General features: G+C 72.3%; 25 protein-coding genes, 1 tRNA gene and 1 pseudogene. 11 read left to right on the top strand and 16 right to left on the bottom strand.

From position 1 onward, the window contains the following. Positions 1 to 316: MerR family transcriptional regulator (locus ACFVGY_RS15970; protein ID WP_385676906.1), on the bottom strand; the 316-nt coding region annotated here is incomplete at its 3' end. A 328-nt stretch (positions 317 to 644) separates the two neighbouring features. Here ACFVGY_RS15970 and puuE point away from each other — a divergent pair. Next, entirely contained in the window at positions 645 to 1,553 is a 909-nt protein-coding gene (puuE, locus tag ACFVGY_RS15965) for an allantoinase PuuE (RefSeq protein ID WP_385676903.1), read from the top strand. A 64-nt stretch (positions 1,554 to 1,617) separates the two neighbouring features. Here puuE and ACFVGY_RS15960 read toward each other — a convergent pair whose 3' ends face one another. Together ACFVGY_RS15960 and ACFVGY_RS15955 are read right to left on the bottom strand one after the other, a co-directional pair. After that, complete coding sequence (locus ACFVGY_RS15960; RefSeq protein WP_385676900.1) at positions 1,618 to 2,481, bottom strand: hypothetical protein; 864 nt, start codon at positions 2,479 to 2,481, stop codon at positions 1,618 to 1,620. 156 nt (positions 2,482 to 2,637) lie between these two features. Continuing rightward, on the bottom strand, positions 2,638 to 2,856 hold the full coding sequence (locus tag ACFVGY_RS15955; RefSeq protein ID WP_385676897.1) for a DUF4287 domain-containing protein: 219 nt from the start codon (positions 2,854 to 2,856) through the stop codon (positions 2,638 to 2,640). A 275-nt stretch (positions 2,857 to 3,131) separates the two neighbouring features. On the opposite strand from ACFVGY_RS15955, the gene ACFVGY_RS15950 reads away from it, so the two are divergent. Beyond that, on the top strand, positions 3,132 to 4,373 hold the full coding sequence (locus ACFVGY_RS15950) for an aromatic acid exporter family protein (protein ID WP_385676894.1): 1,242 nt from the start codon (positions 3,132 to 3,134) through the stop codon (positions 4,371 to 4,373). A 293-nt stretch (positions 4,374 to 4,666) separates the two neighbouring features. Here ACFVGY_RS15950 and ACFVGY_RS15945 read toward each other — a convergent pair whose 3' ends face one another. After that, positions 4,667 to 5,101 carry a hypothetical protein gene (locus ACFVGY_RS15945; RefSeq protein WP_385676891.1) on the bottom strand — a complete coding sequence of 145 codons (435 nt, stop codon included), beginning with the start codon at positions 5,099 to 5,101 and terminating at the stop codon, positions 4,667 to 4,669. Further along, the gene (locus ACFVGY_RS15940) at positions 5,098 to 5,532 is read right to left on the bottom strand and encodes a MarR family winged helix-turn-helix transcriptional regulator (protein ID WP_385676888.1); all 435 of its coding nucleotides are present in this window, start codon (positions 5,530 to 5,532) and stop codon (positions 5,098 to 5,100) included. The genes ACFVGY_RS15945 and ACFVGY_RS15940 overlap by 4 nt, the downstream gene beginning before the upstream one ends. A gap of 166 nt (positions 5,533 to 5,698) precedes the next feature. Between ACFVGY_RS15940 and ACFVGY_RS15935 the strand changes: the two genes are divergently transcribed. After that, on the top strand, positions 5,699 to 6,985 hold the full coding sequence (locus tag ACFVGY_RS15935) for a DUF6923 family protein (protein ID WP_385676886.1): 1,287 nt from the start codon (positions 5,699 to 5,701) through the stop codon (positions 6,983 to 6,985). 394 nt (positions 6,986 to 7,379) lie between these two features. On the opposite strand, the gene ACFVGY_RS15930 is transcribed toward ACFVGY_RS15935, so the two are convergent. From ACFVGY_RS15930 to ACFVGY_RS15915, 4 genes are all read right to left on the bottom strand, one after another. Beyond that, a complete protein-coding gene (locus tag ACFVGY_RS15930; RefSeq protein WP_385676883.1) occupies positions 7,380 to 7,823 on the bottom strand; it encodes a hypothetical protein in 444 nt (147 codons plus the stop codon). Between the two features lie 103 nt (positions 7,824 to 7,926). Then, entirely contained in the window at positions 7,927 to 8,211 is a 285-nt protein-coding gene (locus ACFVGY_RS15925) for a DUF1330 domain-containing protein (protein ID WP_385676881.1), read from the bottom strand. A 96-nt stretch (positions 8,212 to 8,307) separates the two neighbouring features. Continuing rightward, on the bottom strand, positions 8,308 to 9,216 hold the full coding sequence (locus ACFVGY_RS15920) for an NADP-dependent oxidoreductase (protein ID WP_385676878.1): 909 nt from the start codon (positions 9,214 to 9,216) through the stop codon (positions 8,308 to 8,310). Positions 9,217 to 9,235: 19 nt separating this feature from the next. Beyond that, on the bottom strand, positions 9,236 to 9,769 hold the full coding sequence (locus ACFVGY_RS15915) for a MarR family winged helix-turn-helix transcriptional regulator (protein WP_385676876.1): 534 nt from the start codon (positions 9,767 to 9,769) through the stop codon (positions 9,236 to 9,238). 220 nt (positions 9,770 to 9,989) lie between these two features. Between ACFVGY_RS15915 and ACFVGY_RS15910 the strand changes: the two genes are divergently transcribed. Beyond that, the gene (locus tag ACFVGY_RS15910; RefSeq protein WP_385676873.1) at positions 9,990 to 10,205 is read left to right on the top strand and encodes a hypothetical protein; all 216 of its coding nucleotides are present in this window, start codon (positions 9,990 to 9,992) and stop codon (positions 10,203 to 10,205) included. 103 nt (positions 10,206 to 10,308) lie between these two features. Further along, a pseudogene (locus ACFVGY_RS15905) lies at positions 10,309 to 10,503 on the top strand (cold-shock protein); the annotation flags it as partial. Positions 10,504 to 10,689: 186 nt separating this feature from the next. Here the strand turns inward: ACFVGY_RS15905 and ACFVGY_RS15900 are convergent. Both ACFVGY_RS15900 and ACFVGY_RS15895 read right to left on the bottom strand, forming a co-directional pair. Continuing rightward, entirely contained in the window at positions 10,690 to 11,145 is a 456-nt protein-coding gene (locus ACFVGY_RS15900) for a GNAT family N-acetyltransferase (RefSeq protein WP_385676871.1), read from the bottom strand. 213 nt (positions 11,146 to 11,358) lie between these two features. After that, on the bottom strand, positions 11,359 to 12,090 hold the full coding sequence (locus ACFVGY_RS15895; protein WP_385676869.1) for a DsbA family protein: 732 nt from the start codon (positions 12,088 to 12,090) through the stop codon (positions 11,359 to 11,361). A 278-nt stretch (positions 12,091 to 12,368) separates the two neighbouring features. Here ACFVGY_RS15895 and ACFVGY_RS15890 point away from each other — a divergent pair, with 278 nt between their 5' ends. Then, a complete protein-coding gene (locus ACFVGY_RS15890; protein ID WP_385676866.1) occupies positions 12,369 to 12,839 on the top strand; it encodes a flavodoxin family protein in 471 nt (156 codons plus the stop codon). A 188-nt stretch (positions 12,840 to 13,027) separates the two neighbouring features. Here the strand turns inward: ACFVGY_RS15890 and ACFVGY_RS15885 are convergent, their stop codons facing one another. Continuing rightward, entirely contained in the window at positions 13,028 to 13,735 is a 708-nt protein-coding gene (locus ACFVGY_RS15885) for a WHG domain-containing protein (RefSeq protein WP_385676863.1), read from the bottom strand. A 298-nt stretch (positions 13,736 to 14,033) separates the two neighbouring features. Between ACFVGY_RS15885 and ACFVGY_RS15880 the strand changes: the two genes are divergently transcribed. From ACFVGY_RS15880 to ACFVGY_RS15870, 3 genes are all read left to right on the top strand, one after another. Beyond that, on the top strand, positions 14,034 to 14,675 hold the full coding sequence (locus ACFVGY_RS15880; RefSeq protein WP_385676860.1) for a hypothetical protein: 642 nt from the start codon (positions 14,034 to 14,036) through the stop codon (positions 14,673 to 14,675). Next, a tRNA-Trp gene (locus tag ACFVGY_RS15875) sits at positions 14,666 to 14,740 on the top strand. The genes ACFVGY_RS15880 and ACFVGY_RS15875 overlap by 10 nt, the downstream gene beginning before the upstream one ends. A 365-nt stretch (positions 14,741 to 15,105) precedes the next feature. Further along, complete coding sequence (locus ACFVGY_RS15870; RefSeq protein ID WP_385676857.1) at positions 15,106 to 16,047, top strand: hypothetical protein; 942 nt, start codon at positions 15,106 to 15,108, stop codon at positions 16,045 to 16,047. A gap of 35 nt (positions 16,048 to 16,082) precedes the next feature. Here ACFVGY_RS15870 and ACFVGY_RS15865 read toward each other — a convergent pair whose 3' ends face one another. The 3 genes from ACFVGY_RS15865 to ACFVGY_RS15855 all read right to left on the bottom strand — a co-directional run bounded on the left by ACFVGY_RS15865 (position 16,083) and on the right by ACFVGY_RS15855 (position 18,107). Next, positions 16,083 to 16,322 (bottom strand): hypothetical protein, encoded by a 240-nt coding sequence (locus ACFVGY_RS15865; protein WP_385676854.1) that lies wholly within the window; start codon positions 16,320 to 16,322, stop codon positions 16,083 to 16,085. A gap of 80 nt (positions 16,323 to 16,402) precedes the next feature. After that, positions 16,403 to 17,629, bottom strand: coding sequence for a cation:proton antiporter (locus tag ACFVGY_RS15860; protein ID WP_385676852.1), 1,227 nt, complete (start codon positions 17,627 to 17,629; stop codon positions 16,403 to 16,405). A gap of 7 nt (positions 17,630 to 17,636) precedes the next feature. Then, positions 17,637 to 18,107, bottom strand: a complete 471-nt coding sequence (locus ACFVGY_RS15855) for a cation:proton antiporter regulatory subunit (protein ID WP_385676849.1) — start codon at positions 18,105 to 18,107, stop codon at positions 17,637 to 17,639. A 262-nt stretch (positions 18,108 to 18,369) separates the two neighbouring features. Between ACFVGY_RS15855 and ACFVGY_RS15850 the strand changes: the two genes are divergently transcribed. Together ACFVGY_RS15850 and ACFVGY_RS15845 are read left to right on the top strand one after the other, a co-directional pair. Continuing rightward, positions 18,370 to 19,356 (top strand): HAMP domain-containing sensor histidine kinase, encoded by a 987-nt coding sequence (locus ACFVGY_RS15850; protein WP_385676847.1) that lies wholly within the window; start codon positions 18,370 to 18,372, stop codon positions 19,354 to 19,356. After that, entirely contained in the window at positions 19,353 to 20,021 is a 669-nt protein-coding gene (locus tag ACFVGY_RS15845) for a response regulator (RefSeq protein ID WP_385676845.1), read from the top strand. The genes ACFVGY_RS15850 and ACFVGY_RS15845 overlap by 4 nt, the downstream gene beginning before the upstream one ends. Positions 20,022 to 20,240: 219 nt before the next feature. On the opposite strand, the gene ACFVGY_RS15840 is transcribed toward ACFVGY_RS15845, so the two are convergent. Next, positions 20,241 to 21,557 (bottom strand): serine hydrolase domain-containing protein, encoded by a 1,317-nt coding sequence (locus tag ACFVGY_RS15840; protein ID WP_385676842.1) that lies wholly within the window; start codon positions 21,555 to 21,557, stop codon positions 20,241 to 20,243. Between the last annotated feature and the right edge of the window lie 447 nt (positions 21,558 to 22,004).

The raw sequence follows: 22,004 nt of genomic DNA, 5'->3' as shown, positions 1-22,004 counted from the left end.
GGCGGGTCGCGCGCGCGGGCGCGCGCGTGGGCGTGTCGTCGGGTGGTGGTGTGCTGCGGCGGCGCGGGGGGGGGGGCGCCCCCGCGGGGGGGGGGGGGGCGCCCCCCCGGGGCCCGACCTCGGCCAGCGGTACGCCGGCGGCAGCCAGGGTCCGGACCTGGATCAGCCGCAGCAGGTCGGCCGATCCGTACCGTCGGTAGCCGGAGGCGTCGCGTCGTGGTTCGTCGATCAGGCCGTGCTGGTGGTAGTGCCGTACGGTCTTCACCGTGACCCCGGCGAATGCCGCCGCCTGGCCGATCGTGACGCCTCCGGTCATCTTCCCCGTCATCTGATCCCTTTCGTGGCTTCCCCCGCCCTCAGGTGGGCGAGGAAGCGAAACCCCTGCACAGGAGTGCCGCCCCGCTCGTCGTGCGGGGCGGCGGTGCGATCAAGTCTGGGCCCTGACCCAAGGTCAAGGTCAAGGTCCTCCCCGCGTCGTCCTTGCCTGCGGTATCCGTCCAGGACGTCCTGGCGCAGGAGGCGGAACGTCGTGAGGTGGGCCGGCTTCCTGCGGGGTGGTGGCCCGCCGGCGTCCGAGGAGCGATCGTGGACCGGGCCGCCCCGCCTGTCCGGCGCGGCGGCCGTACGGCGGTAGGGTGCGGGCCGTGTCCGAGCATCAGCGCGACCTCGCCGGGTACGGCGCCGAGCCGCCGCGTGCCGCCTGGCCCGGCGGCGCCCGCGTCGCCGTCAGCCTCGTTCTCAACTACGAAGAGGGCGGCGAGCAGAACGTCCTCGACGGCGACCCCGCCTCCGAGGGCTATCTGCACGAGCTCGTCGGGGTGCCGCCCGTGGTGGGCGGGCGGGACCTGAACGCCGAGTCGATGTTCGCCTACGGTTCGCGCGCCGGGTTCTGGCGCGTCCACCGCACGCTCACGGCGCACGGCGCGCCGCTCACCGTCCACGCCGTGGGACAGGCGCTCGCGCGCAACCCGGTCGCGGCGCGGGCGATGGGCGCCGCCGGCTGGGAGGTGGCGAGCCACGGCTGGCGCTGGATCGACTACCGCCACGTGCCCGAGGAAGCCGAGCGCGCCGACATCGCGCGCTCCGTCGCGACGATCGAGCAGCTCGTCGGACGCCGGCCGGTCGGCTGGTACACGGGCCGGACCAGCTCGAACACGCGGCGCCTCGTCGCCGAAGAGGGCGGCTTCCTCTACGACTCCGACGACTACTCGGACGACCTGCCGTTCTACGTCGAGGCCGCCGGCCGCCCGCACCTGGTGGTGCCGTACAGCCTGGATGCGAACGACTTCAAGTTCCTGATCGTCCACGGCTTCACGACCGCCGACGACATGCTCATGTACCTCGTCGACACGTTCGACGCACTCCACAGCGAGGGCGCCGACCGCCCCCGGATGATGAGCGTCGGCATGCACGGCCGGATCATCGGCCGGCCCGGCCGCATCCGCGTACTCGACGGATTCCTGCGGCACGTCGCGCAGCTCGGCGGGGCATGGGTCGCCACGCGGGAACAGATCGCGCGGCACTGGCTGGCCACGCACCCGCCGCGGGGCTGAACCCCCCGGACCGACTGCCGTGCCGGCGACGTGGGCAGCTCGGTGAGGTGGGCCCGCGGGCGGGTCAGCCGCGTTTCTTCAGCTCGTACAGGTCCCCGGTGTCCGGATCGCCGACGTGCCGGTACAGCTCCGGGCTCCCGGGCCTGCCGGCCACCCTCCACTCGGGCAGCGAGCAGCCCGGCACCGTGGTGACGACGCGCTGGCCCCAGGTGTTGCGCCGTCCGGGCGTGAAGGTCCACGTGCCCGGGCCGGAGCACGTCCGTACGAGGTCGTGGGAGCTGTCGCCGGGCCGGAACTGGCTGACGCCCGTGGCCGTCAACCGGCCGTCCGGCTCGAAGGTGAATCCCCCGCCCCGCTGGTCGGACCAGGTGCCGGCCACGTCGGCCGGGGTGATCAACGGGGGACGGTACTTGGGCAGGATCTCCGTCCAGAGCAGGAAGGAGCCCAGGAGGCCGATCCCCACCACGAGCGCCGTACCGCGCTTCGCCACCAGGCCGAACAGCCCCGCCCGCCGCGGCCGGCCGAGCAGGGCGGCCACGGACAGGACGGCCGTGGACACGGACCAGGTCACGAGCACGGTGGACCTTTCCCAGCCGCCGACCAGGGCCAGGCCCGCGAGGGGCGAGAGCACCGCTCCCACCGCCACCGGCACCCAACCCCAGGCGTCCCGCCCGCCGATCAGGCGCCCGAGGAGGTCGCTCAGTGCGACCGCCGGCAGCACCACCAGCGACAGCACCAACGCCACCACCACGACGGGCTGGGCGATGGCCAGGAGGGACACCGCGGCCATGGTGTAGCCGCCGTCGAAGTGCGGCAGTTCCCGCGTCAGGGCGTACAGCACGCCGACCACCACCGCGAGCGCGGCCTCCAGGCACACCACCAGGACCGAGACCAGCAGTATCCGGCCGTAGGACCGCTTCTCTTCCACGGTCGATCCCCCCTCAAGGCACGCCGAACGGGCGGCGCGTCGCTGCCTGTTCGCAGGACACGGCACGCCGCCATACTGCCACCAAGCCTGAACGCGTTCAATTCCCGGGCGCGCCCGGAGCGGCTCCAGCCGTGCGCGGCGCCCCGGGAAGCGCGGTCATCCGTCCTTGCGGCCGCCCTCGGCGAGCGTGTGGGCGACCAGGGCGTTCGCGTGGCCGTGCCCCAGGCCGTGTTCGGACTTGAGCCAGGAGACGAGCTCCATGTGCCGGGTCAGCGGCGAGGAGCGGATGAGGTCCTTCCAATCCGCGATCGGGCGGCCGTACTTCTTCGCGATCGAGGGGAAGTAGCTGGCGGGACCCTTCACCACGTCGGTCATGGGGCACTCCGTTTCACGAGATGGATGGTTTTCGATGGTGGTCACTTCCGTGCCGTTGATGGGTGGACCCGGGCGCCAGCGGAACATCATCGACGCCACGGCGTGACCTGCGTCACATTCACCTGCGGAGTGCGGAAGGCCGCGGGCGAGCGGCGGCGGACCAGCCGGCCGTGGTGGTCAGGCTTGCGGACACGGATCGGCGACCCGCATGCGGATGGGCTATTCGGTGAGCTCGGGCTGCGTCACGGGGCTCCGGCCGGGGAATGCGCGCAGGTATGCCGGAAATGATCAGTACCATCACCCGCATCGCCGACCGTCGCCGGGAGCCGGTCGCGGTCCAGGCCCTGCGTTCCACCGCGGCAGCCGTCGTCAGCTACGTGATCGCGCTACGGCTGAGCAGCGAGCCGGCCCCGTTGACGGCGCCGCTGACCGCACTGCTCGTCGTCCAGGTCACCCTCTACTCCACGCTGACCACGGGCGTCCGCAGGGTGAACTCCGTGGTCGCCGGCGTCCTGATCGCCATCGGCTTCAGCGCCCTGGTGGGACTGACCTGGTGGAGCCTGGGCCTGGTCATCCTGGCGTCCCTGCTCGTGGGCCATCTGGTGCGGGTGGACGAGTTCGTCCCCGAGGTCGCGATCAGCGCCATGCTGGTCCTCGGCGTCACCCAGGTCGCGAACACCGCATGGGACCGGGTCCTGGAGACGCTGATCGGCGCAGCCGTCGGAATGCTGGTCAACCTCCTGGTCGCGCCGCCGGTCTGGGTCGGCCCGGCAAGTGCCGCGATCACCGACCTCGCGGCGCGCATGAGCCGACTGCTGGGCCACCTCGGCGAGGAGCCCCTCGGACCCGCCAAGGTGGAGGAGGCCGCGGCACGCCTCCACGAGGCACGCCGACTCGACAACGACATCGCACAGGTGGACGCCGCCCTCCGGCAGGCCGAGGACAGCCTCCGCCTCAACCCCCGGGTCAAGGAGGGCCTGCTCTCCCGGCTGGTGCTGCGGACCGGCCTGGACACCTTGGAGATCTGCGCGGTGGTCCTCCGCGTGGCCTGCCGTACGCTGACCGATCTGGCGAAGGCCCGCCCCGACAGCCCGCTGTTCACGGCCGAGGCCAGGGCCGCGCTGCGGGAGGTGCTCGGACACACGGCCACGGCCGTGGAGAGCTTCGCCCAGTTGATCACCGCCCAGGTCAGCGCCAACGCGGAGACGGCGGAGGCCCGGCTGGCCGGGGAGCTCGTCGTGGCCCGGGCCAGCCGCGACCGGCTCGCGGACCTGCTGTTGGCCGGGGTCAGGGAGGACCCGGCCCAGTGGCAGCTGCAGGGCGCACTGCTCGCCGAGATCGACCGGGTGCTCGACGAACTGGGCGTGGACAAGCGCTCCGAGCGCCTGCTGGAAGAGCTCGACCGTCACACCCGCACCCGGCGTGGCCGACGCTTCACTTCGCGCCTGCGACGCCGAAACGATGACGGGGGCGGGGACGGGGGTGGGGGACGGGGAGGAGGGCGCGTGAGCCCGTGACGAGGACCCTTGAGCCCGCGCGGGGCGGGCGGCGCGTCGGGACGAGACCCGCTCCCTCCGGCGTCCGCACCGGACGGTGCTTCGGTGGGCCTGTGGCTGGCCGCACTCGTGGCCGACCAGCAGGCCCACCGGTTCGTGCACGGGACCTTCGCCACCGGACGGGGAACCGTGCTCGCCCTGGTGGCCGGTGCCAGTGACGCGACGACCGGCACGACCGTCGCCGTGGTCAAGGCGGCTGCCGGTCACTGGCCCCACGCGTGGGGACGGCCCCGTGGTCACGTCCGGCTTCGGGCTCAGGCGGCGGCCTGCTGCCAGGGGAAGGGGGTGCGGTCGGGCTCGACCCAGCCGGTCCTGGCCGACGCGCCGGCCAGCGTGGCGGGGTTGTAGAAGCGGTTCAGGAGCTTCTTGTCGAGCAGGGCCGGGTGCTGGGCGGCGAAGGCGTCGAAGTCGGGGGCGGTCGTCCCGTCGGCGTGGTGGCCCACCAGCTCGACCCAGGCCCGGCTGACCGTGGCGTTGTACTTCTGCGGTTTGCCCGCGTAGCGGGCGGTGCGCTGGATGCCGTCGCTGACCAGGTCCACCGCTGCGGTGGTTCCGTGGCGTCGGACGGCCAGCCACGTCAGGTGGACGTGCTGGCGGTGTCCGAAGTGGTCGGCGGTGGCCATGACCTCTGCCATGAGCTGTGCGAAAGGCTTGGGTTCCGCATCTGCCTGCCGGGTTTCGTCGATCACGTTCTCTCCTCGATCAGCGCGTCCAGAACGGTGTGGAAGCCGGCGACGGTCTCTGCGGACAGGCCGTCGAGCGCGCGGCTTTCGAGATCGGCCAGCGTTCGGCGGATCACGGATGCTGCCGCGCGCCCGGACTCGGTGAGCTCGATGCGCACGGAGCGGCGGTCACCGAGCTGCTTGGCGCGGGTGATGTGACCGCGTCGCTCCAGTCGGTCCAGCACGCTGGTCAGCGTGGTGGGACGACTGCCGACGGCAGCACCGAGCTGGGAGATGGTCCGGCCGCGGCCGTCAGCCAGATTGGCCAGTGCGTTGATCTCAGCCGCGGTCAGGTCGAGGTCTGCCAGCTCGGTGGTGATGAGGTGCAGCGTGGCGTGGGTCGCCCGCTGCAGGGCCAGGAGCACCGACCGTTCGGGCGGCATGGTTTCAAGAGTCACGATTTCGGATATTACGATATCGGATTAATGGCCGGCAAGCCGTGCGGTCTGGCATTGGAGCGAACTCGGGGCCGAAGCCCGAGCCGTGCCGGGCAGCCCGGTGGTCCGTGTGTTCGCCTGGGTCCCGTACCACCGGCCTGCGGTGGACGGCGGAAGGGACACATCCATGCTGCGAGGATCGTTCGGGCGGCCCGGGAGCCGGCGGCGGCTGCGGGCGCTGTCGGCGCTGGGCGCGGCCGGGCTCGTCGCCGGGCTCGCTTCCGGCATGCCGGCGTCGGCGGCGGACGCCGCGCACCAGCGGCTCGCCCCGGTTCCCGTGGCCTGCGACGGGAAGATCTACGTGTCGTTCGGTGATCCGAACGACCAGCTGGCCACCGCCGTCAAAGGCCCCGGCACGGTCCGGTTCAAGCGATTGGGGCCCCCGCGGACGACCCTCTACAACGCGATCGGCGTGAACCCCCTCGACCGCTTCCTCTACGGGATCTCGTTCGGCACCGGCAACGAGCTGCTCCAGTTCGACGGAACCGGGGCCGTCACCAGCCTCGGCGCCGTCGCGGGTCTGCCGCCCGCCGTCTACATCTCGGGAACGTTCGACTCCGCGGGCAACTACTACGTCCTGGCCGACGACACGGGTGAGATCTACCAGATCGACGTAGACCTTCGTGCCGTGACGGGCGTCATCGACGTTCCGGAGCTCGCCGATCGCGAACTCGACGTCTTCGACATCGCGTTCCGTGACGGCTTCCTGTGGGGCTCGACCGAATCGGGGGCCATCACGCGCGTCGACATCGCCGACGAAAGCGTGGACTTCTTCCCGGGCGTGCTCCCCTCGGGTGCGGACTACGGCGGCGTCTTCACCTACGGCAACGGCGACCTCGGGTTCTTCCGCAACGCCGGACAACTCTTCCGGCTACGGGTGCAGAAGGCGAAGGACCCCGAGCCCCGGTTCACCGTCCTGTCGGAGCAGGATGCGCCCCCGGCCGCGAACCTCGACGCCACCTCCTGCTTCCTCGACTCCTCCGCCGACCTGGCGGTGGACAAGGACGCCCCCAAGAGCGTCAAGGCGGGGCAGGACTTCACGTACCGCATCACCGTCAGGAACACGGGGAAGGCCGGCGCCTCCTCCGGCTGGTCGCTGGTCGACGACCTCCCGTTGGACGTCCTTTCGCCCACCACGGCGACCAAGGGATGCGAGATCACCGACAGCGTGCTCTCCTGCACGGGCGGCCCGCTGCCGACGGGCCGCAGTGCGACCATCAAGGTCACCGGCACCGCATCCGAAGTGCCGAAGGACACCGTCGTCTCGAACACCGCCAGGGTGTTCGGTGACGACGCCGACCCCCGCCGGGCCAACGACGTGGGCACCGCACAGACCAAGATCAAGAAGCGCAGCGCGGACGACTGCCACTGCGCGGAGGAGAAGAAGGGCAAGAAGGAGGCGCCGCACGCCTAGCGTCTGCTGCGAAAGTGGATCTTGTTCATTGGTGATCACCTTCCGTGGGACGTGGGCCGCAGGCCCTTCTACGACAGATCGACCAGCACCTGTACGCCGCCACCGAAGAGCGGTGACACGCGCAAGCCAGCCAGAGCTGCTTGCCGCCCGGCTGGTGCCTTCGACGAGTACGGCGACGACCCCCACCCTCTGCGGGTGGGAGCCGCCGCCGTATCTGCGGCGGCCGGCGCGCCCCGCCGCCGCTCAGCTTTGCGGACACGCCTTAGCAGCGGCGGGTCCGCCGCGCGGCCCGTACCCCCGGGCCGGGCGGGGTGGGCCAACGGCTGCCGGAACGGCGAGCGCGTCGGCGTCCGTTTCGGTGGACCACCCGGACGACCACGGCCCGACGGCCGGCTCAGCCGCCGGGGCAGAAGCCGGTGCCGTGGAGGGAGGCGCCGGCCTGGCCGCTGTCGTAGGCGGCGAGGCTGGACCAGCCACACACCTGCACGGCGGCCAGGTTGCCGGAGATCCGCAGGTAGTGCTTGCCGCGCAGGTCTATCCCTTTGCGGTCCTTGCCGCCCACGATGTTGACGTCGACCCAGGTCCTGTCGCCGGGGTTGTGGACCGCGCCCAGGCGGAAGGAAGTGAAAGCACCCTTGTTGCCGCTGCAGTGGGCCCGGCCGTTTCCGCTGGTGTCCGTCAGGAGGCAGTAGTCGGAGACGAACGCCGTCTCGCGTACGTCGATGCGGATGTTGTAGCTGCCGGCCGCCTGCGCGCTCGGTGCCGCCGCGGCCAGTAGGCCGATGGCCGCTCCCAAGGCGGCTGCCGTCGTTGCCGGCTTGTTGCGCAGAACCTTCATGGTGTGATGCTCCTTGGATCGGGGGGAGGGGACGAATCGTTTCCGGGGACGGACCGTGCGCCCCGGCGGACAGGCCGGCGCCAGCCCGTACCGGCCGAGTCGGTCAGCCGGCGCCAACAACGACCCGGACGGAGGAGTGCTTGCGCCGGAGGGCTTTGAGCGGCTGGTAGGCGGGCGCATCCCAGAAGGCCTGGGCGGTGGCCCGGTCGGGGAACTCGTGGATGACGAGTGTCGACGGGCGCCAGTCGCCTTCCAGCACGACGGGAGCCCGGTCCAGGACGAGGTTTCGGCCCCCCGCCTCGCGCATCAGCGGTAACACGGCGTCGGCGTAGCGCTGGAAGCCGTCGGGGTCATGGATGTCGAGATCGATCACGATGTACGCGCTCACGGGTGTCCTTTCATGGTTGCCCATCGCGTTGCGGCCTGCGCCCCTGGCGGGGCACGTCCGGAACCAGTACGCCTGCGGACCGCTGCGGCCGGTGTCTCAAGGCAGGGTCAGGACTCGCTTGCCGCGGGTGTGGCCCGATGCGCCGGCCTCGTGGGCCAGGGCGGCGTCCTCGAGCGGGTACGTGGCGGCGACGGTGACGGTGAGCTTCCCCGAGGCAGCCTGGCTGGCCAGCGCGGCCAGGTCGGCGGGGTCGCGCAACTGCGGACCGGTCTCGAAGGCGACGCCGAGTGCCGAGGCGGTGAAGTCGGCGATGGTGACGATGCGGTCGGTGGCCCCCAGCAGCGTCACGGAGTCGGGCAGGGCGCCCTTCCCGGCGGCGTCGAAGACGGCGTGGAGGCCGCCGGGGGCGAGGGCGCGGACGCGCTCGACGAGGCCGGGCCCGTACCGGGTGGGGGTGGCGCCGAGGGAGGCGAGGTAGTCATGGTTGGCGGCTCCGGCGGTGCCGATCACGCGGACGCCCTGTTGGACGGCGAGTTGCACGGCCATCGTGCCCACCCCGCCGGTCGCCCCGTGGATGAGCAGGGTTTCACCCTCGGCGACGGCCAGCCGGCGCAGCACGCGCCGGGCGGCGTCCCCGGCCACGGGCAGCGAGGCGGCTTCCGGCCAGGTCAGCTCGCGGGGCTTGGCGGCGTAGCGGGAGGCGAGGGCGAATTCGGCGTAGGCGCCGGTGTCGGCCCAGCCCAGCACCTCCTCGCCGACCGCCACGTCCTCGACGCCCTCGCCGAGGGCGTCGACGGTTCCGGCGAACTCCGAGCCCAGGACCGAGGGAAGGGTGGTGGGGAAGATGTGCTCCATTGCTCCGGAGCGGATCTTTGCATCCACCGGGTTCACGCCGGCGGCACGGACGCGGACGCGGATCTGGCCGCGGCCGGGAGACGGGATGGGCTGTTCGGCTTCGTGCAGGACCTCGGGTCCGCCGAAGCGGTCGAAGACGACGGCGCGCATGGGGTGTGCTCCTGAAGGGTCATGGTCGGTGGGTTCGTTCGGTGGGCCGGCCGTCGCCGGTGCCGTCGCCGGTGCCGGTGGTGGTGCCGGCGCGGTCGATTCCGCAGATGGACTGTTCGACGGCCACGGCCGTGGCGACAAAGGCTTCGACGGCGGCCGGGTCGAGTCCCTCGGTGGCGGTGGCCTCGAGGGCGGTCCACATCCTTTCGATGGGACGTCTGAGAGCCCGCCCTTGGTCGGTGAGGTGCACGTTCATCACCCGGCGGTCGTGCTCGGACGGGGTGCGGGTCAGCAGTCCGGCTTCCTGCATGCGCTTGACCGACTTCGAGACGGTCGAGTGGTCCAGGCCGACGCTTTCGAGGAGCTCGGACTGGGATTGGCCGTCGCGGTCGAAGAGCTGCATCAGCAGCAGCTCCTGGCCAGGGTGGAGGCCGAGCTCGCGGAGCATGCCTGCGGCGTGGGCGCGGTGGGCGCGGGCAAGGGTGAAGATCGCGTAGCTGAGGCGTCCGGATCGTGCGGTGGACGGGACAGGCGGCCGGGCGGCGGCGGACATGGAAGCTCCTGGATCGGCGGTGCCAAGCGGCCATGGGAAGGCCGGTGACGTACACCTAACACGCACTTAGGTCACGGCGACACTCCGTGGCTGAGGGGGAACGAGATTTACGTTGCCAGCCACGTAAACGTACCACAAGAAATGTGGCTGGCCACATAAATGCGCATGGCGCGGCGGACGGCTCGGATGGGCGGCCCCGGACGGGCCGTGCGCTGGGTGTGTGGGGGACTTCGACCAGGACGTGCTGGCGCCGTTGGCCGCCGCGTGCGAAGCCGCGGCGGGCGACGGCGAGGTCGCCAAGGCGGTGATGGACGTCTCCGAGGTCGGGTTCGCCGACTCCGCATCCTTGAACGAGCTGCTGCGGTTGCCGGAGCTGACCGGCGCCCTGGGCGTGTTCCCCGTCGCCGACCGAGTGGATGCCGCCCGGGCGAGGTAGGCGCGTTCACGGTGTGGCGTGGAAAACCGAGGCGCGTGGTGCGGTAGGAGCGGTAGGCCCGGCCGCATGCAGGCGGCGGGCGCCGGCGCAGGAGGTGGCGGGATTGACCAGGGGCACCGTGAAGTGGGTCAGCGCGGAGAAGGGCTTCGGATTCATCGCCCAGGACGGCGACGGCCCGGACGTCTTCGCCCACCATCGCGACATCGTCGGCACCGGCTAGCGCGAACTCTGCGAAGGCGAGCGGGTCGTCTTCGACATCAGCCAGTCCCCGCGCGGTCTGCAGGCGCAGAACATCACCCGTCACCGACACCGGCCACCGCACCGAAGGGGACGAGGCAGAGCAGCGCAGTCGGCCCGCCTGGGTATCAACCGCCTCAAGCGCCACCGGGCCGCACCCACGCGGTACGAGAAGCTCGCCGTCCGCTACGAGGCGACCGTGCTGGTCGCAGTGCTCAACGAGTGGCTGTGACCAGGGGAACCACCGTCAGGTTGCCGCCGCATAACACCGGACGGCCACCTTCTGCTCCGGGCTCCACTGTTGTTCGACTGTGGCCAGAAACTGCCAGCCGAGCCGCTCGTACAAAGCTGCCGCCGCAGTGTCAGAACCCACCACGTCGAGCACCGGATGCAAGCCGCGATCCTGTGCTTCTGCGACAGCCCGCGCCATCAGCAGGGCACCGATCCCGTGGCCGCGAGCCGACGGGGCGACGAACAGCCGGTTGACCACGGCGGTCGCGTCGATGCTCACCCCCGCACGAGCGCTCCACAGCCCAGGTGCCGCATCTCCCACGTCGCTCCGGGACAGGCCAATATGGCCGGCAATGCAGCCGTCCGGTTCCGCCACCCACGAGGCAATGAGCGCGGGCGGCGTCAGCCATGCCCCCGGGAGGTCGGGCCAGTTCACCGGATAGCCGTCGTGCTCATGGACCACTGCCAGCACCCGCACACAGTCACTGAGGTCGCGATCATTCCGCTGTCGGGCACTCGGGGGTACGTCCACGCCGTCCACTCTCTGGCTCTTCACTGCGGCATGGAAACACAGCCTGTAGGCCCGTGACCAGCGACTTTCGCAACAGGCCCTCGCCGCAACCTTGGCAGCCGCGCCGGGGCCGGCCGCCGCTCACGGGCGTCCGGCCGACCCCCGTTCCGTTGGCTAGCGGGCCGCCGGGACGGCCGGGGCGTCCGGGACGGCCGGGGCGTCCGCGTGCAGGGCGTCGAGGAGCTCGTCGGCCCAGTCGGCGCTGTAGGCGTCCAGCCTCGGGAAGCCGCCCTCGTACGGGGAGCGGGTCCAGGCGAAGGTCGCTCCGGGGTTGTGCGTGGCGTAGCCGTCGGCGGCGAACAGGTGCGGGCTCCCCTGGATCTCCGGCCCCTGGGCGGTCCGCCACTGCTCGTAGACCTCGGCGCGGCCGCTGCCCCGGGCCAGCGCGTCGGCCAGGGCCTCGGCGTCCACATGCTCGCAGGCCTCGGCGAGGTCGAGGATCACCGCGTGGATGCTGATGCACTTGCTGTCGACGTAGAACGCCTTGCGCAGCGCGCGGTCCAGTTCGTCGCTGCCGCGCAGCCCGCCGACCGCCGGGTCCTTGGCTGCCTGCACCGCCTCCATGGCGGGCAGCGTCGTGACCGGATAGTCCTCCGTCCGGCCGTTCCACAGCCGCCAGCCCAGCTCGGGCCGGTGCGCGGCGATGGCCATGATCTCCGGGTCGACGATGAACTTCGGGGTGGGCTCGCGGTTGAACAGCTCCAGCGGGAAGGCCCGGTGGTCCATCTGCAGGGGCAGCTGCCGCCGTTCGGCGGCGGCGTGCAGGGTGTGCAGGGCGAGACTCGCCCACGGGCAGCCGATGTCGGACCAGACGGTCACCGTCGGGATACCGGAATGCGTCGGCACGTTTCCTCCTGGGGGTAGTGCGAGACGCCCGGCGGCTGTGCTGTGGCGCCGGGCGCACACCGATCAGAACGCGACCCGGGCCCACCGGTCCATCGCCACCGGTACATTCCGTCAGGTGACGGGTGCCCTCGGAGGCCTTTCGGCCCGTTCGGCGCGAACACGTCTCCGTGGCGCGCCCGCCCTGCGGCCACGGTGTGGCTGCCGTCACACGGCACGGTGTCACATCCGGTCCCGCTGCGCTGTCTTCGCTGACGGAAGCGAGAGAAGGGATCACCAGGATGAAGGCCGTCATCGTGTGCACCTCCGTGTCCCACGGCAATACGCGCCGTGTCGCCGACACCATGGCCCGGGTGCTGGGCGCGAAGGTCGTCTCCCCCGAGGAGGCCGACCCGGAGCAGCTGGCCGGCGCCGACCTCGTGGGCTTCGGCTCGGGGGTGTTCTACGGCAGGCCCCACCCCAGCCTGACCGGGTTCGTCGAGGCGCTTCCCGCCGGGCGGGGCCGGGCGTTCGTGTTCGCCACCAGCGGGCTCCCCGAGTTACCGCCGGCCTCCTTCACCCGCCCGCTGGTCCGGCGCCTCGAAGGCAAGGGGTTCGAGGTGGACGGGGCCTTCTCGTGCCGTGCGTTCGACACCTGGATGCCGTTCAAGCTCGTCGGCGGCATCAACAAGGGGCGGCCCCACGCGCAGGACCTGGCCGCTGCGGCGGCGTTCGCCGAGCGACTGCGGGCGGGTCGGGACCCGGTGTCCTGACCCGCCCACGCCCCCGGGGGATGCACCAGGCGCGACGCTCGCCGGGGGCGGGCGGTCGCCGGGGGCGGGCGGTCGCCGGGGACGGGCGGTCGCCGGGGACGGGCGGTCGCCGGGGACGGGCGGTCGCCGGGGGCGGGCGGTCGCCGGGGACGGGCGGTCGCCGGGGACGGGCGGTCGCCGGGGACGGCTCAGGCGTCGGGGTCCCCGTCCAAGGGGACCGTGAGTCCGATGCTCTCGGCTGCCACCGCGACCGCGCAGTCGAAGAACGCGGCCTCGTCCTTGACGCTGTCGTGGGTGCGGCTGAAGACCTGGAAGACCAGGAGACCGATCAGGTTGCTCCACAGGACGATGCCGCGCTCGATGATGTCCGAGAACGGGGCCTCGGGCACGCCGCCGAACAGCTCGACCGCCGCCGGCAGCAGCAGCGGCGTCCCGGGCAGCGCCCGGCGGGGCGGGGTGAGCTCGCCCGCCTCCAGCGCCGACCGCACGATGCCGGCGAGCACCGCGGGGGTGCGGGAGGCGGGCAGGACCGTGTCCTGTGGGGCGTGGTAGCCGGGGACGGGCGAGCCGTAGATCAGCGTGAACTCGCCCGGGTGCGCGAAGGACCACTGTCGCAGGGCACGGGTGACGGCGAGGAGGCGCGCACCCGCCGACGCGCCGGCCTCCGCGGCCGCCCGGTCGGCCTGCTCCATCGCCGCGCCGGACGCGTCGTAGGCGTCGATGACCAGTGCGGTCAGCAGGTCGTCCCGGTGCGGGAAGACGGCCTCCACACTGGCAAGGGCGAAGCCGCCGTCCCCGGCCACGGCGTCCAGCGACAGCCCTGCGGCGCCCAGGCGCGGCAGCAGGCGGCGGGCGGCTTCCTTGATCACGGCATCCGATATCACGTTGTCATCCATGCCGAAACCGTACCTGTCGTCGAACGCGTGTCGCAGGCACCGCGTATGACGTGGCATCAGTGGCCCATGGGAGCGGAAATGGGGATTCCGGTCCGGTGCGGTCCCGGGCCCCGCTACGGTGGCCGTGTCACCGCCCAGTGGAGGTCCAGTGCCAACGACCGTGGTGGGATTCCGGCTCGGCTGCGATGCGCGGAGCCGGCAGGCAACCATCCTTCTGACCGAGTCCGGTGTCCTCCACCGCTCCAACGGGCCCCTGGGGTCGACGTCGAAGCCCGGTCGACCCGACGCTCCCGCGTCCGTGGACCCCCACCCCGTACCCCGGCAGGCCGCCAAGCTGCGGAAGCTGCACGCCGAGCTGACCGGCGCCGGCTTCAGCCGGGTACTGGTCCCGCCCGCCTGCGTGCGGCTGGAGACCGACGAGCATCCGCTGCACGCCAAGCCGTACGGGGGGAACGCGCCGCCGCCGCATCCGGAACTGGTCGAGGAGTTCGTCGGGCTGGCACCCGCCGGTTCGATGCCGCTCGACGAGGCGATCCGCGCGTTCTACTCCGCGGTCGGCATTCCGTCCAAGCCCCGGAATCCCGTTCCGCCGGGACGGGCGCCGTGGCCGCTCCCGCCCCGTGTCGAACAGGCCCTGCGTGTCCTCGCCCGCGGAGGTGCCATCGCCTCGCCGCCGCGGCGCCGCGTCGGTTGGCGGATCACTGCCGATGGGGTGCGTCTTCACGTGGGTCCTGCGGGCGAGGCCCTCACCCGGCAGGAGGTCGCGGATCTGCAGGCCGCGCTGTCGGCGTGGCTGCGTCTGAACCCACAGAGCCCGCAGAGCCCGAAGAGCCCCACGAGCCCGCACGTCGGGCCGTCCGACACCGGCACCCTGTGCGTCGGACCGGCGGAGCCACCGCCGGCCCGGCCTCCTATACTGCCGGCCGGGGCGGAGCCGTAGCGCAGAGGTCGTCGCGCGCGGTCTCCAAAACTGCGAGGACGCCGGTTCGATTCCGGTCGGCCCCGCCCCTTCCCGAGCGGATCGTTCAGATCACCCGAGGACGGGATCGGCCGCCCGAGGGGCGCTGCAGGGTATGCGGAGCCGGCGGACGCGTTGGCCGTCCAGGACGAGGAGGTCGGCTGCGCCGACGACGGGATGCCGCTGCGTTGGCGGGCCGCGGGTACCGCGTCGTGGCGGTCGAGTGCACCTGGACAGCGAGGAGCGTGGGCGTGCGGTGGTCGACGTGTCCGCTGCCGAGACGGTCGGGCTGGGCGCCGCGTACGGGCTCCGCCTGGTCCACCGCAGCGAGCGTCGTGAGCAGGCGGCGGACGCCGCCGGACCCTGATCCGGCACCCGGCCCGGGCCGGCCCGGGTTCAGTAGCCTCCGGCCATGAACGAAGCTCGATCACCGCAGATCATCACGCGTCTCGTCGACGGGCGGATATGCGCCTACGACCTGGCGTCCGAGCCCTTGGGCGTGCTGGAGCCGACCGCCGTGTTCCGGCCGAGCGCCGGGGACGAGCCCGTCGGGGCCGCCGTCTCCGCCGACCTGCGGCGGGCGGTGTACACGACCCTGAACGCGGTGGTGTGCGTGTCGGCCGCGGGAGAGGCGCTGTGGCGGTCGGCGCTCGAACCGCACTCGGACCAGCCGCACGGGCACTGGCCCGGATGTGTGCTGTCCTTGGACGGCCGGGCCGTGTGGGTCTACCGGCCGGACGCGATGGCCGGCCGGGACGGGCCGGACCAGTGGGTCGCGCTCGACGCCGGCACCGGTGCGGTCGTGGCCCGTACGGATCTCGACACGGTCGGCCACGGCGGCGGCCAGTTCCTGCATCCGCAGGACGGCAGCGTGCTCCTGGACGTCGGTGAGGGCCAGGACGGTTCGGTCATCCACCGGGCGGCACCCGGCGAGGACGGCGCACCGGTCGTCACCGCCTATCCGTGGTGGGACCGCTGCCTGATCTCTCTGGCACCGGGCGGGGAGCAGTTCATGACCGTCCACCACGAGCAGCGCGACGTCGCCTTCCACCGCTATCCGGACGGTGAGGTGCTGTTCGCCCTGTCCGTCGAGGCGTTCGGACACGATCCGGGCGCGGCCTACGTGGAGTGGAGCGGTGGCTACCTGATGCCGGACACCGCCGTCGTCACCGTGGCCGGCGAGAACGAGGACGGGGAGGAGTGGTTCCGCTGCCACCTCGTCGACGTGCGGACGGGCGCGGTGGCCGGCGAGTTCACCGCGCACGCCCTGCACGCCGACGAAGTCCAGCCCCTCGGCGACGGATCCTGGCTGACCAGCGACCCTTTCGGCCACCCGGTCCGCCGCCGCGGGTGACGCGGGCTCACGACGTGCGCCTCACGACGTGCGGCTCACGACGTGCCGCCCCGCTTGGTGCGCCATACCGCGAAGGCGATGAGGCCGCCCACCGTGAGGGCGCCGGCCTTCGCTCCGAGCTTGACGGACAGCCATCCGGTCACGAAGGGGATGTGCCAGCCCGTCCGCCACACGAGGACGAGGAGGGAGCCGGCGACGAGAAGGCCGGCGGCAACCCCGGCCGCCGTCTTCAGGGGGGTGGAGCCGTCGGTGTGCTTCGCCTTGTCCTCTGTCATGACCGCAACGCTATGGGACGCTCGTGTGGCGAACGTACTCCGAACGGATGAAGGGCGTGTCATCGAAAGTTGATCGCCTGTCAGCCGTCCTGCCCGGCGGGCTCCCGCTGCCGCGGTGCGGACGGTTCGGCGGGGGCCGACGACGTACGGGCCCGGCGGGAGGTGAGCCACACCGCGACGGGCTGGGTGTAGCGGGCCGTCAGCGGGCCGAGTACGACGAGGATGAGGACGTACGCGGTGGCGAGCGGACCCAGCGCGGGCTCGATGCCGGCGGTGACGGCGAGTCCGGCGATGACGATGGAGAACTCGCCGCGGGCCACCAGAGTGCCGCCCGCCCGCCAGCGGCCGTTGACCCCGATCCCGGCGCGCTTCGCGGCCCAGTAGCCGGTCGCGACCTTCGTGCAGGCGGTGACCACGGCCAGCGCGAGTGCGGGCAGGAGCACCGGCGGAATGCTGGCGGGATCGGTGTGCAGGCCGAAGAAGACGAAGAACACGGCGGCGAAGAGGTCCCGCAGCGGGCTGAGCAGCGTGTGCGTACCCTCGGCGACCTCACCGGAGAGGGCGATGCCGACGAGGAAGGCCCCGACGGCCGCGGAGACCTGGAGCTGCTGGGCGATGCCCGCGACGAGGAGGGTCAGGCCGAGGACGACGAGCAGGAGCTTCTCGGGGTCGTCGCTGGACACGAAGCGGGAGATGATCCGCCCGTAGCGCACGGCGACGAACAGCACGGCGCCGGCGACGCCGAGCGCGATGGCGAGGGTGGCGCTGCCCGCGGCGAGGCCGACCCCGGCCAGGAGCGCGGTGATGATCGGCAGGTAGACCGCCATGGCGAGGTCCTCGAGGACCAGGATGCTGAGGATGACCGGGGTTTCACGGTTGCCGAGCCGGCCGAGGTCGCCCAGGACCTTGGCGATGACACCGGACGAGGAGATCCAGGTGACCCCGGCCAGGACCACGGCCGCGACCGGACCCCAGCCCATCAGCAGCGCGGCGGCGGCGCCGGGCAGTGCGTTGAGGGCGCAGTCGACGAGGCCGGCCGGGTACTGGGTGCGCAGGTTCGACACGAGGTCGTTGGCGGTGTACTCCAGGCCCAACATCAGCAGCAGGAGGATGACGCCTATCTCGGCGCCGATGGCGACGAACTCCTCGCTCGCGCCCAGCGGGAGCAGGCCGCCGGTGCCGAAGGCCAGGCCGGCCAGCAGGTAGAGCGGTACGGGCGAGAAGCGCAGCCGGCCCGCGACGCGGCCGAGCAGGCCCAGGCCGAGGAGGATCGCACCGAATTCGATCAGGAAGAGGGCGGAATGCACGGGCGCCTCACTCCCGTCCGAGTATCGCGGTGGCCGCGGCGACGCCCTCGCGGGTTCCGATGACGATCAGGGTGTCCCCGCCGGCCAGCCGGAAGTCCGGCCCCGGTGACGGCCTGGCCTCCGCCCTCCGCAGGACGGCGACGACCGACACGCCCGTCTCGGTCCGCATCCTCGTCTCGCCCAGCACGCGGCCGTTCCAGTGCGACTGCCCGGACAGTTCGATGCGCTCGGCGACCAGACCCAGTTCGGTCGTGTGGAGGAGGTTCGGGCTGTGGTGGGCGGGCATCAGCGCGTCGATCAGGGCCGCGCTCTCGCCGGCGGTGAGGTGGAGGGACTGCAGGCAGTCGTCCGGGTCGTCGGCGCGGTAGACGTTCACGCTGCGGGTGCCGTCGCGGTGGGCGATCACCGACAGGTGCCGGCGTTCGCGGGTGGTGAGGTCGTACTGGACCCCGATGCCGGGCAGCGGCGTGGTGCTCATCCGTGGAGCAGGCACAGCCCATCCCCCTCGTTTCGTTCCGTGCAGGATGCCGGCGGCGGTGTGTCGCGGGATGTCCTGCGGAAGGATCCCGTGCCGCGGCGGGAACATGCTGCCATCTCGTGAGCTGCGGGAATATGGGTGTCGTCACGGATGGACAGGGGTGTCCGGGCCGTTCGAGGATGGGGCGGGGCAGCAGGCTCCGTCGCAGGTGGGAGCGGTACCGAAGAGGATCGGGCAGGCCGGGAAGGGCAGGGGACGGACGGTGTCACTGTACTGGCGGGTCTTCCTGCTGAACGCGGCCGTTCTCGTCCTCAGCGTCGCCCTGCTGTTCGGCCCGGTCACGGTCTCCACGCCGGTGCTCTTCGGCGAGGCGATCGTCCTGATCTGCGGGCTGGTCGTGATGCTGGTGCTGAACGCGGTCCTGCTCCGCGTCGGCCTGGCACCGCTGGGCAGGCTGAACCGGGCCATGGCCACGGCCGACCTCCTCAACCCCGGGGAACGGCCCCGGGTCAGCGGGCAGGGCGAGATCGCCCGCCTCACCGGGACCTTCAACGCCATGCTCGACCGGCTGGAGGCCGAACGCGCCGCCAGCAGCGGGCGCGTCCTGACCGCTCTGGAGGCCGAACGGCAGCGCATCGCCCAGGAACTCCACGACGAGATCGGGCAGACCCTCACCGCCGTCCTCCTGCAGCTCAAGCGCGCCGCCGGACACGCACCGCCGGACGTGCGCGAGGACCTGCACCAGGCGCAGGAGACCACCCGGGCCAGCCTGGAAGAGATCCGCCGCATCGCGCGGCGGCTGCGGCCCGGCGTGCTCGAGGAGCTCGGCCTGCACAGCGCGCTGCGCTCCCTGGCCTCCGAGTTCACCGCCCACCGGCTGTCGGTGGCCGTGCACATCGTCCCCGGCCTGCCCGGACTCGACCCGGCGACCGAACTCGTCGTCTACCGGGTCGCGCAGGAGGCCCTGACCAACGCGGCCCGCCACGCCGGCGCGTCCCGGGTGGAGCTGCGGCTGGGGCCGCTGCCGGGCGGCGGAACCTGCCTGCTCGTCCGCGACGACGGACGCGGACGGGGAACAGCGCCCGAAGGCGCCGGGATCAGCGGCATGCGGGAACGCGCCCTGCTCATCGGCGCCGAACTCGCGATCGAGTCCGCTGCCGGCGGTGGTACGGGCGTCCGCCTGAACATCGCCCCGACCACACCACCCGCGGGCCCCGCCCCCGCACCCACCCCTGGAAACGAGCGATGACTGCACCCGCCGGCCGGCCTGCCCGGATCCTCCTCGTCGACGACCACGCGCTCGTACGGAGCGGTGTGCGGCTGATCCTGAACGCCGAACCCGACCTGGAGGTGGTGGCGGAGGCCGGTGACGGCGCGGAGGCCATCGCGGCCGCCCGCGCGGACTGCGGCCTGGACCTCGCCGTCCTCGACATCGCCATGCCCCGCACCACCGGCCTCCAGGCGGCGCGCGAGCTCGCCCGCATCCGGCCCGGCCTGCGGATCCTGATGCTGACCATGTACGACAACGAGCAGTACTTCTTCGAAGCGCTGCGCGTCGGCGCCAACGGGTACGTCCCCAAGTCCGTCGCCGACCGCGACCTGGTGGAGGCGTGCCGGGCCGCCCTGCGCGACGAGCCCTTCATCTACCCGGGCGCGGAGTCGGCCCTGATCCGCAGCTACCTCGACCGGGCCCGCTCCGGGGCGTCGCTGCCCGACAGGCCGATCACCGACCGCGAGGAGGAGGTCCTCAAGCTCGTCGCCGAGGGCCACACCTCCAAGCAGATCGCCGACCTCCTGGTCATCAGCCCGAAAACGGTCGAACGCCACCGCGCCAACATGCTCCAGAAGCTGGGACTGAACGACCGCCTGGAACTCACCCGCTACGCCATCCGCGTCGGCCTCATCGAACCGTGACCCCGGCGGGTACGGGTACGTCATGACGCAGAGGAAGGACGAGGCGGGCGACCGGACCGGCGAGCGGCCCAGGCAGCAGCGGGGCGCGGTCCGCGTTCGACGAGGCGGTCCGGCGGCAGCTGGAGGCGTTGCGGACGTTCATGGACAGGGCGGCCGACGAAGCGCTGTAGGAGCCTTCCCGCTCCCCCGCCGCCCGGACGCCGGCTCGGGGCCGCGGCCTCACCCGGGGGACGGGAGGGAGAGACCGGTGTAGACCTGGTTGAGGATGGTGGGCAGCAGGGCGTTGGCCGTGGTCTTGCCGTCCAGCGACACCGTGAGGTTCGTCCAGACGACGAGGGTGACCCCGTTCTGCGGGTCGTGGCCGATGAAGGAGTTGTAGCCGGGGAGCTCGCCCCCGTGGTAGTACATCGCGGCCCGCGGGGTGAAGCGCTGGTGGGCGATGCCGTACCCGTACTTCTGCCCGTCGGGTGCGGCCGGGTCCTCGGGCTGCGGGCTGGCCAGCCACTGCTGCTGCGTCGCGGGGCCGAGGACCTTGCCGGTCGTGAGGGAGCGGATCCAGGTGGCCGCGTCGTCCGCGGTGGAGATGACGGCTCCGGGGGCGGCGGCGTAGGAGGGGTTCTGGTGGGTGTAGTCGATCGGCTTCAGCGCTCCCGAGCGGGCTGCTTCCCGGAGGTCCGCCGGGTAGGGCTGGTCGACGAGGGCGTAGGTGGTTCCGCCGTACATGTAGCCGTGGCCGTACGGGGTGGGGACGGACGTGTCGTGGATCGCGGGGAACGAGGTCCGGCCGAGGCCGAGGGGCGTGTACAGCCGGTCCTGTAGCTGCCGGGCCAGCGGGGCGCCGCCCGCCTTCTCGGCGACCAGGCCCAGGAGCACGTAGTTGGTGTTGTTGTACTCGTAGGCGGTGCCGGGCGGGAAGTTCGGGGGCCGGGCGAAGGCGATGTCCAGCATCTGTCGGGGCGTGCGGGCCGCGGCGGGTTCGGCGTCCAGGGAGGCCGCCAGCTCGGGCGAGTCGGTGTAGTTGTACAGCCCGCTGCGCATCTTCAGCAGCTGGGCGAGGGTGATGTTCTCCCCGTTGGGCACGTCCCGGACGTAGTCGGACACCGGGTCGCTCAGCCGGAGTTTGCCGTCCTGGGCGAGGAGAAGGATCAGCGCCGAGGTCATCGTCTTGGTGTTGGAGGCGATCCGGAAGTGGTCGGCCGCGGTGGGCTGCCGGCTCTTGTCCAGCTCCGTGGTGCCGACGCCCACCTCGAAGGTTCCCTGCGGGGTGGTGAGCAGGACGAGGGCACCGGGAACCATCATCTTCTCCGTCTCGGCTTCCACGGCGTTGCGGAGCGCGGCAGGGTCGATGGTCTTCAGTACGGGCCCGGACGGGGTGGGGTCGGGGGTGGCCGCTGCTGTCGTCGCCGGTACGGCGGAGGGGGCTGCCGGGTCGGCGCCGGCCGCCGGCAGGACGAGGCCCGTGATCAGCAGGGCCGTGCAGGCGGCGGGGAGAGCCGTACGGCGGACGGTGCGCGCCGCCCTTCGGGAGTACGTCATGCCGGCCTCGCAGCCTTCATGCGCGGCGACCCGAACCGCGGGCGGGAACCAAGCGGGACAAACATCATTTTATCAGCGCGCCCTCCGGGGGGCCTCCCGGCGGATCCCGGGCGGAACCGGGCGGTGGGGTCGCGACGTTCTGAGCACGGGGCGGAGGGACCGAAGACGGCGGGGAGGACCGCACGAAAGAGACCGCGGGCACGCGGGAGAGGCTCGAACGGGAGGTCGAGGCCGTGCGGAGGTGCCTGCGGGCGCGCGCCGAGCAGCTGACGCCAGGGCAGGTGCCCGCGTTCGCCGTGCCCCGCGACCCGTTCGGGGCCGGCGGGACGGACCCCCACCAGCCACCCCCACGCGTTCATCGCACGCGTGGAGGCCCGCGCGGCGCAGCCACGGCGGAACGCGTACCCCCCCGGGCTCGCGGTGCGTGCGGCCGCCCTGCTCGCCGCC

The sequence above is a fragment of the Streptomyces sp. NPDC127106 genome (genome assembly GCF_042677605.1).
Taxonomy (GTDB): domain Bacteria; phylum Actinomycetota; class Actinomycetes; order Streptomycetales; family Streptomycetaceae; genus Streptomyces.
The sequence above is the reverse complement of the archived record's forward strand: the minus strand, read 5'-3'. Positions and strand labels throughout refer to the sequence as shown.

Bases quoted from the DNA above. Each gene is read 5' to 3' on its own strand.
- ACFVGY_RS15955 (WP_385676897.1), bottom strand. From the start codon at position 2,856: ATGACCGACGTGGTGAAGGGTCCCGCCAGCTACTTCCCCTCGATCGCG.
- ACFVGY_RS15950 (WP_385676894.1), top strand. From the start codon at position 3,132: ATGCCGGAAATGATCAGTACCATCACCCGCATCGCCGACCGTCGCCGG.
- ACFVGY_RS15935 (WP_385676886.1), top strand. From the start codon at position 5,699: ATGCTGCGAGGATCGTTCGGGCGGCCCGGGAGCCGGCGGCGGCTGCGG.
- ACFVGY_RS15930 (WP_385676883.1), bottom strand. From the start codon at position 7,823: ATGAAGGTTCTGCGCAACAAGCCGGCAACGACGGCAGCCGCCTTGGGA.
- ACFVGY_RS15920 (WP_385676878.1), bottom strand. From the start codon at position 9,216: ATGCGCGCCGTCGTCTTCGACCGCTTCGGCGGACCCGAGGTCCTGCAC.
- ACFVGY_RS15915 (WP_385676876.1), bottom strand. From the start codon at position 9,769: ATGTCCGCCGCCGCCCGGCCGCCTGTCCCGTCCACCGCACGATCCGGA.
- ACFVGY_RS15890 (WP_385676866.1), top strand. From the start codon at position 12,369: ATGAAGGCCGTCATCGTGTGCACCTCCGTGTCCCACGGCAATACGCGC.
- ACFVGY_RS15885 (WP_385676863.1), bottom strand. From the start codon at position 13,735: ATGGATGACAACGTGATATCGGATGCCGTGATCAAGGAAGCCGCCCGC.
- ACFVGY_RS15870 (WP_385676857.1), top strand. From the start codon at position 15,106: ATGAACGAAGCTCGATCACCGCAGATCATCACGCGTCTCGTCGACGGG.
- ACFVGY_RS15865 (WP_385676854.1), bottom strand. From the start codon at position 16,322: ATGACAGAGGACAAGGCGAAGCACACCGACGGCTCCACCCCCCTGAAG.
- ACFVGY_RS15855 (WP_385676849.1), bottom strand. From the start codon at position 18,107: ATGAGCACCACGCCGCTGCCCGGCATCGGGGTCCAGTACGACCTCACC.
- ACFVGY_RS15845 (WP_385676845.1), top strand. From the start codon at position 19,353: ATGACTGCACCCGCCGGCCGGCCTGCCCGGATCCTCCTCGTCGACGAC.
- ACFVGY_RS15840 (WP_385676842.1), bottom strand. From the start codon at position 21,557: ATGACGTACTCCCGAAGGGCGGCGCGCACCGTCCGCCGTACGGCTCTC.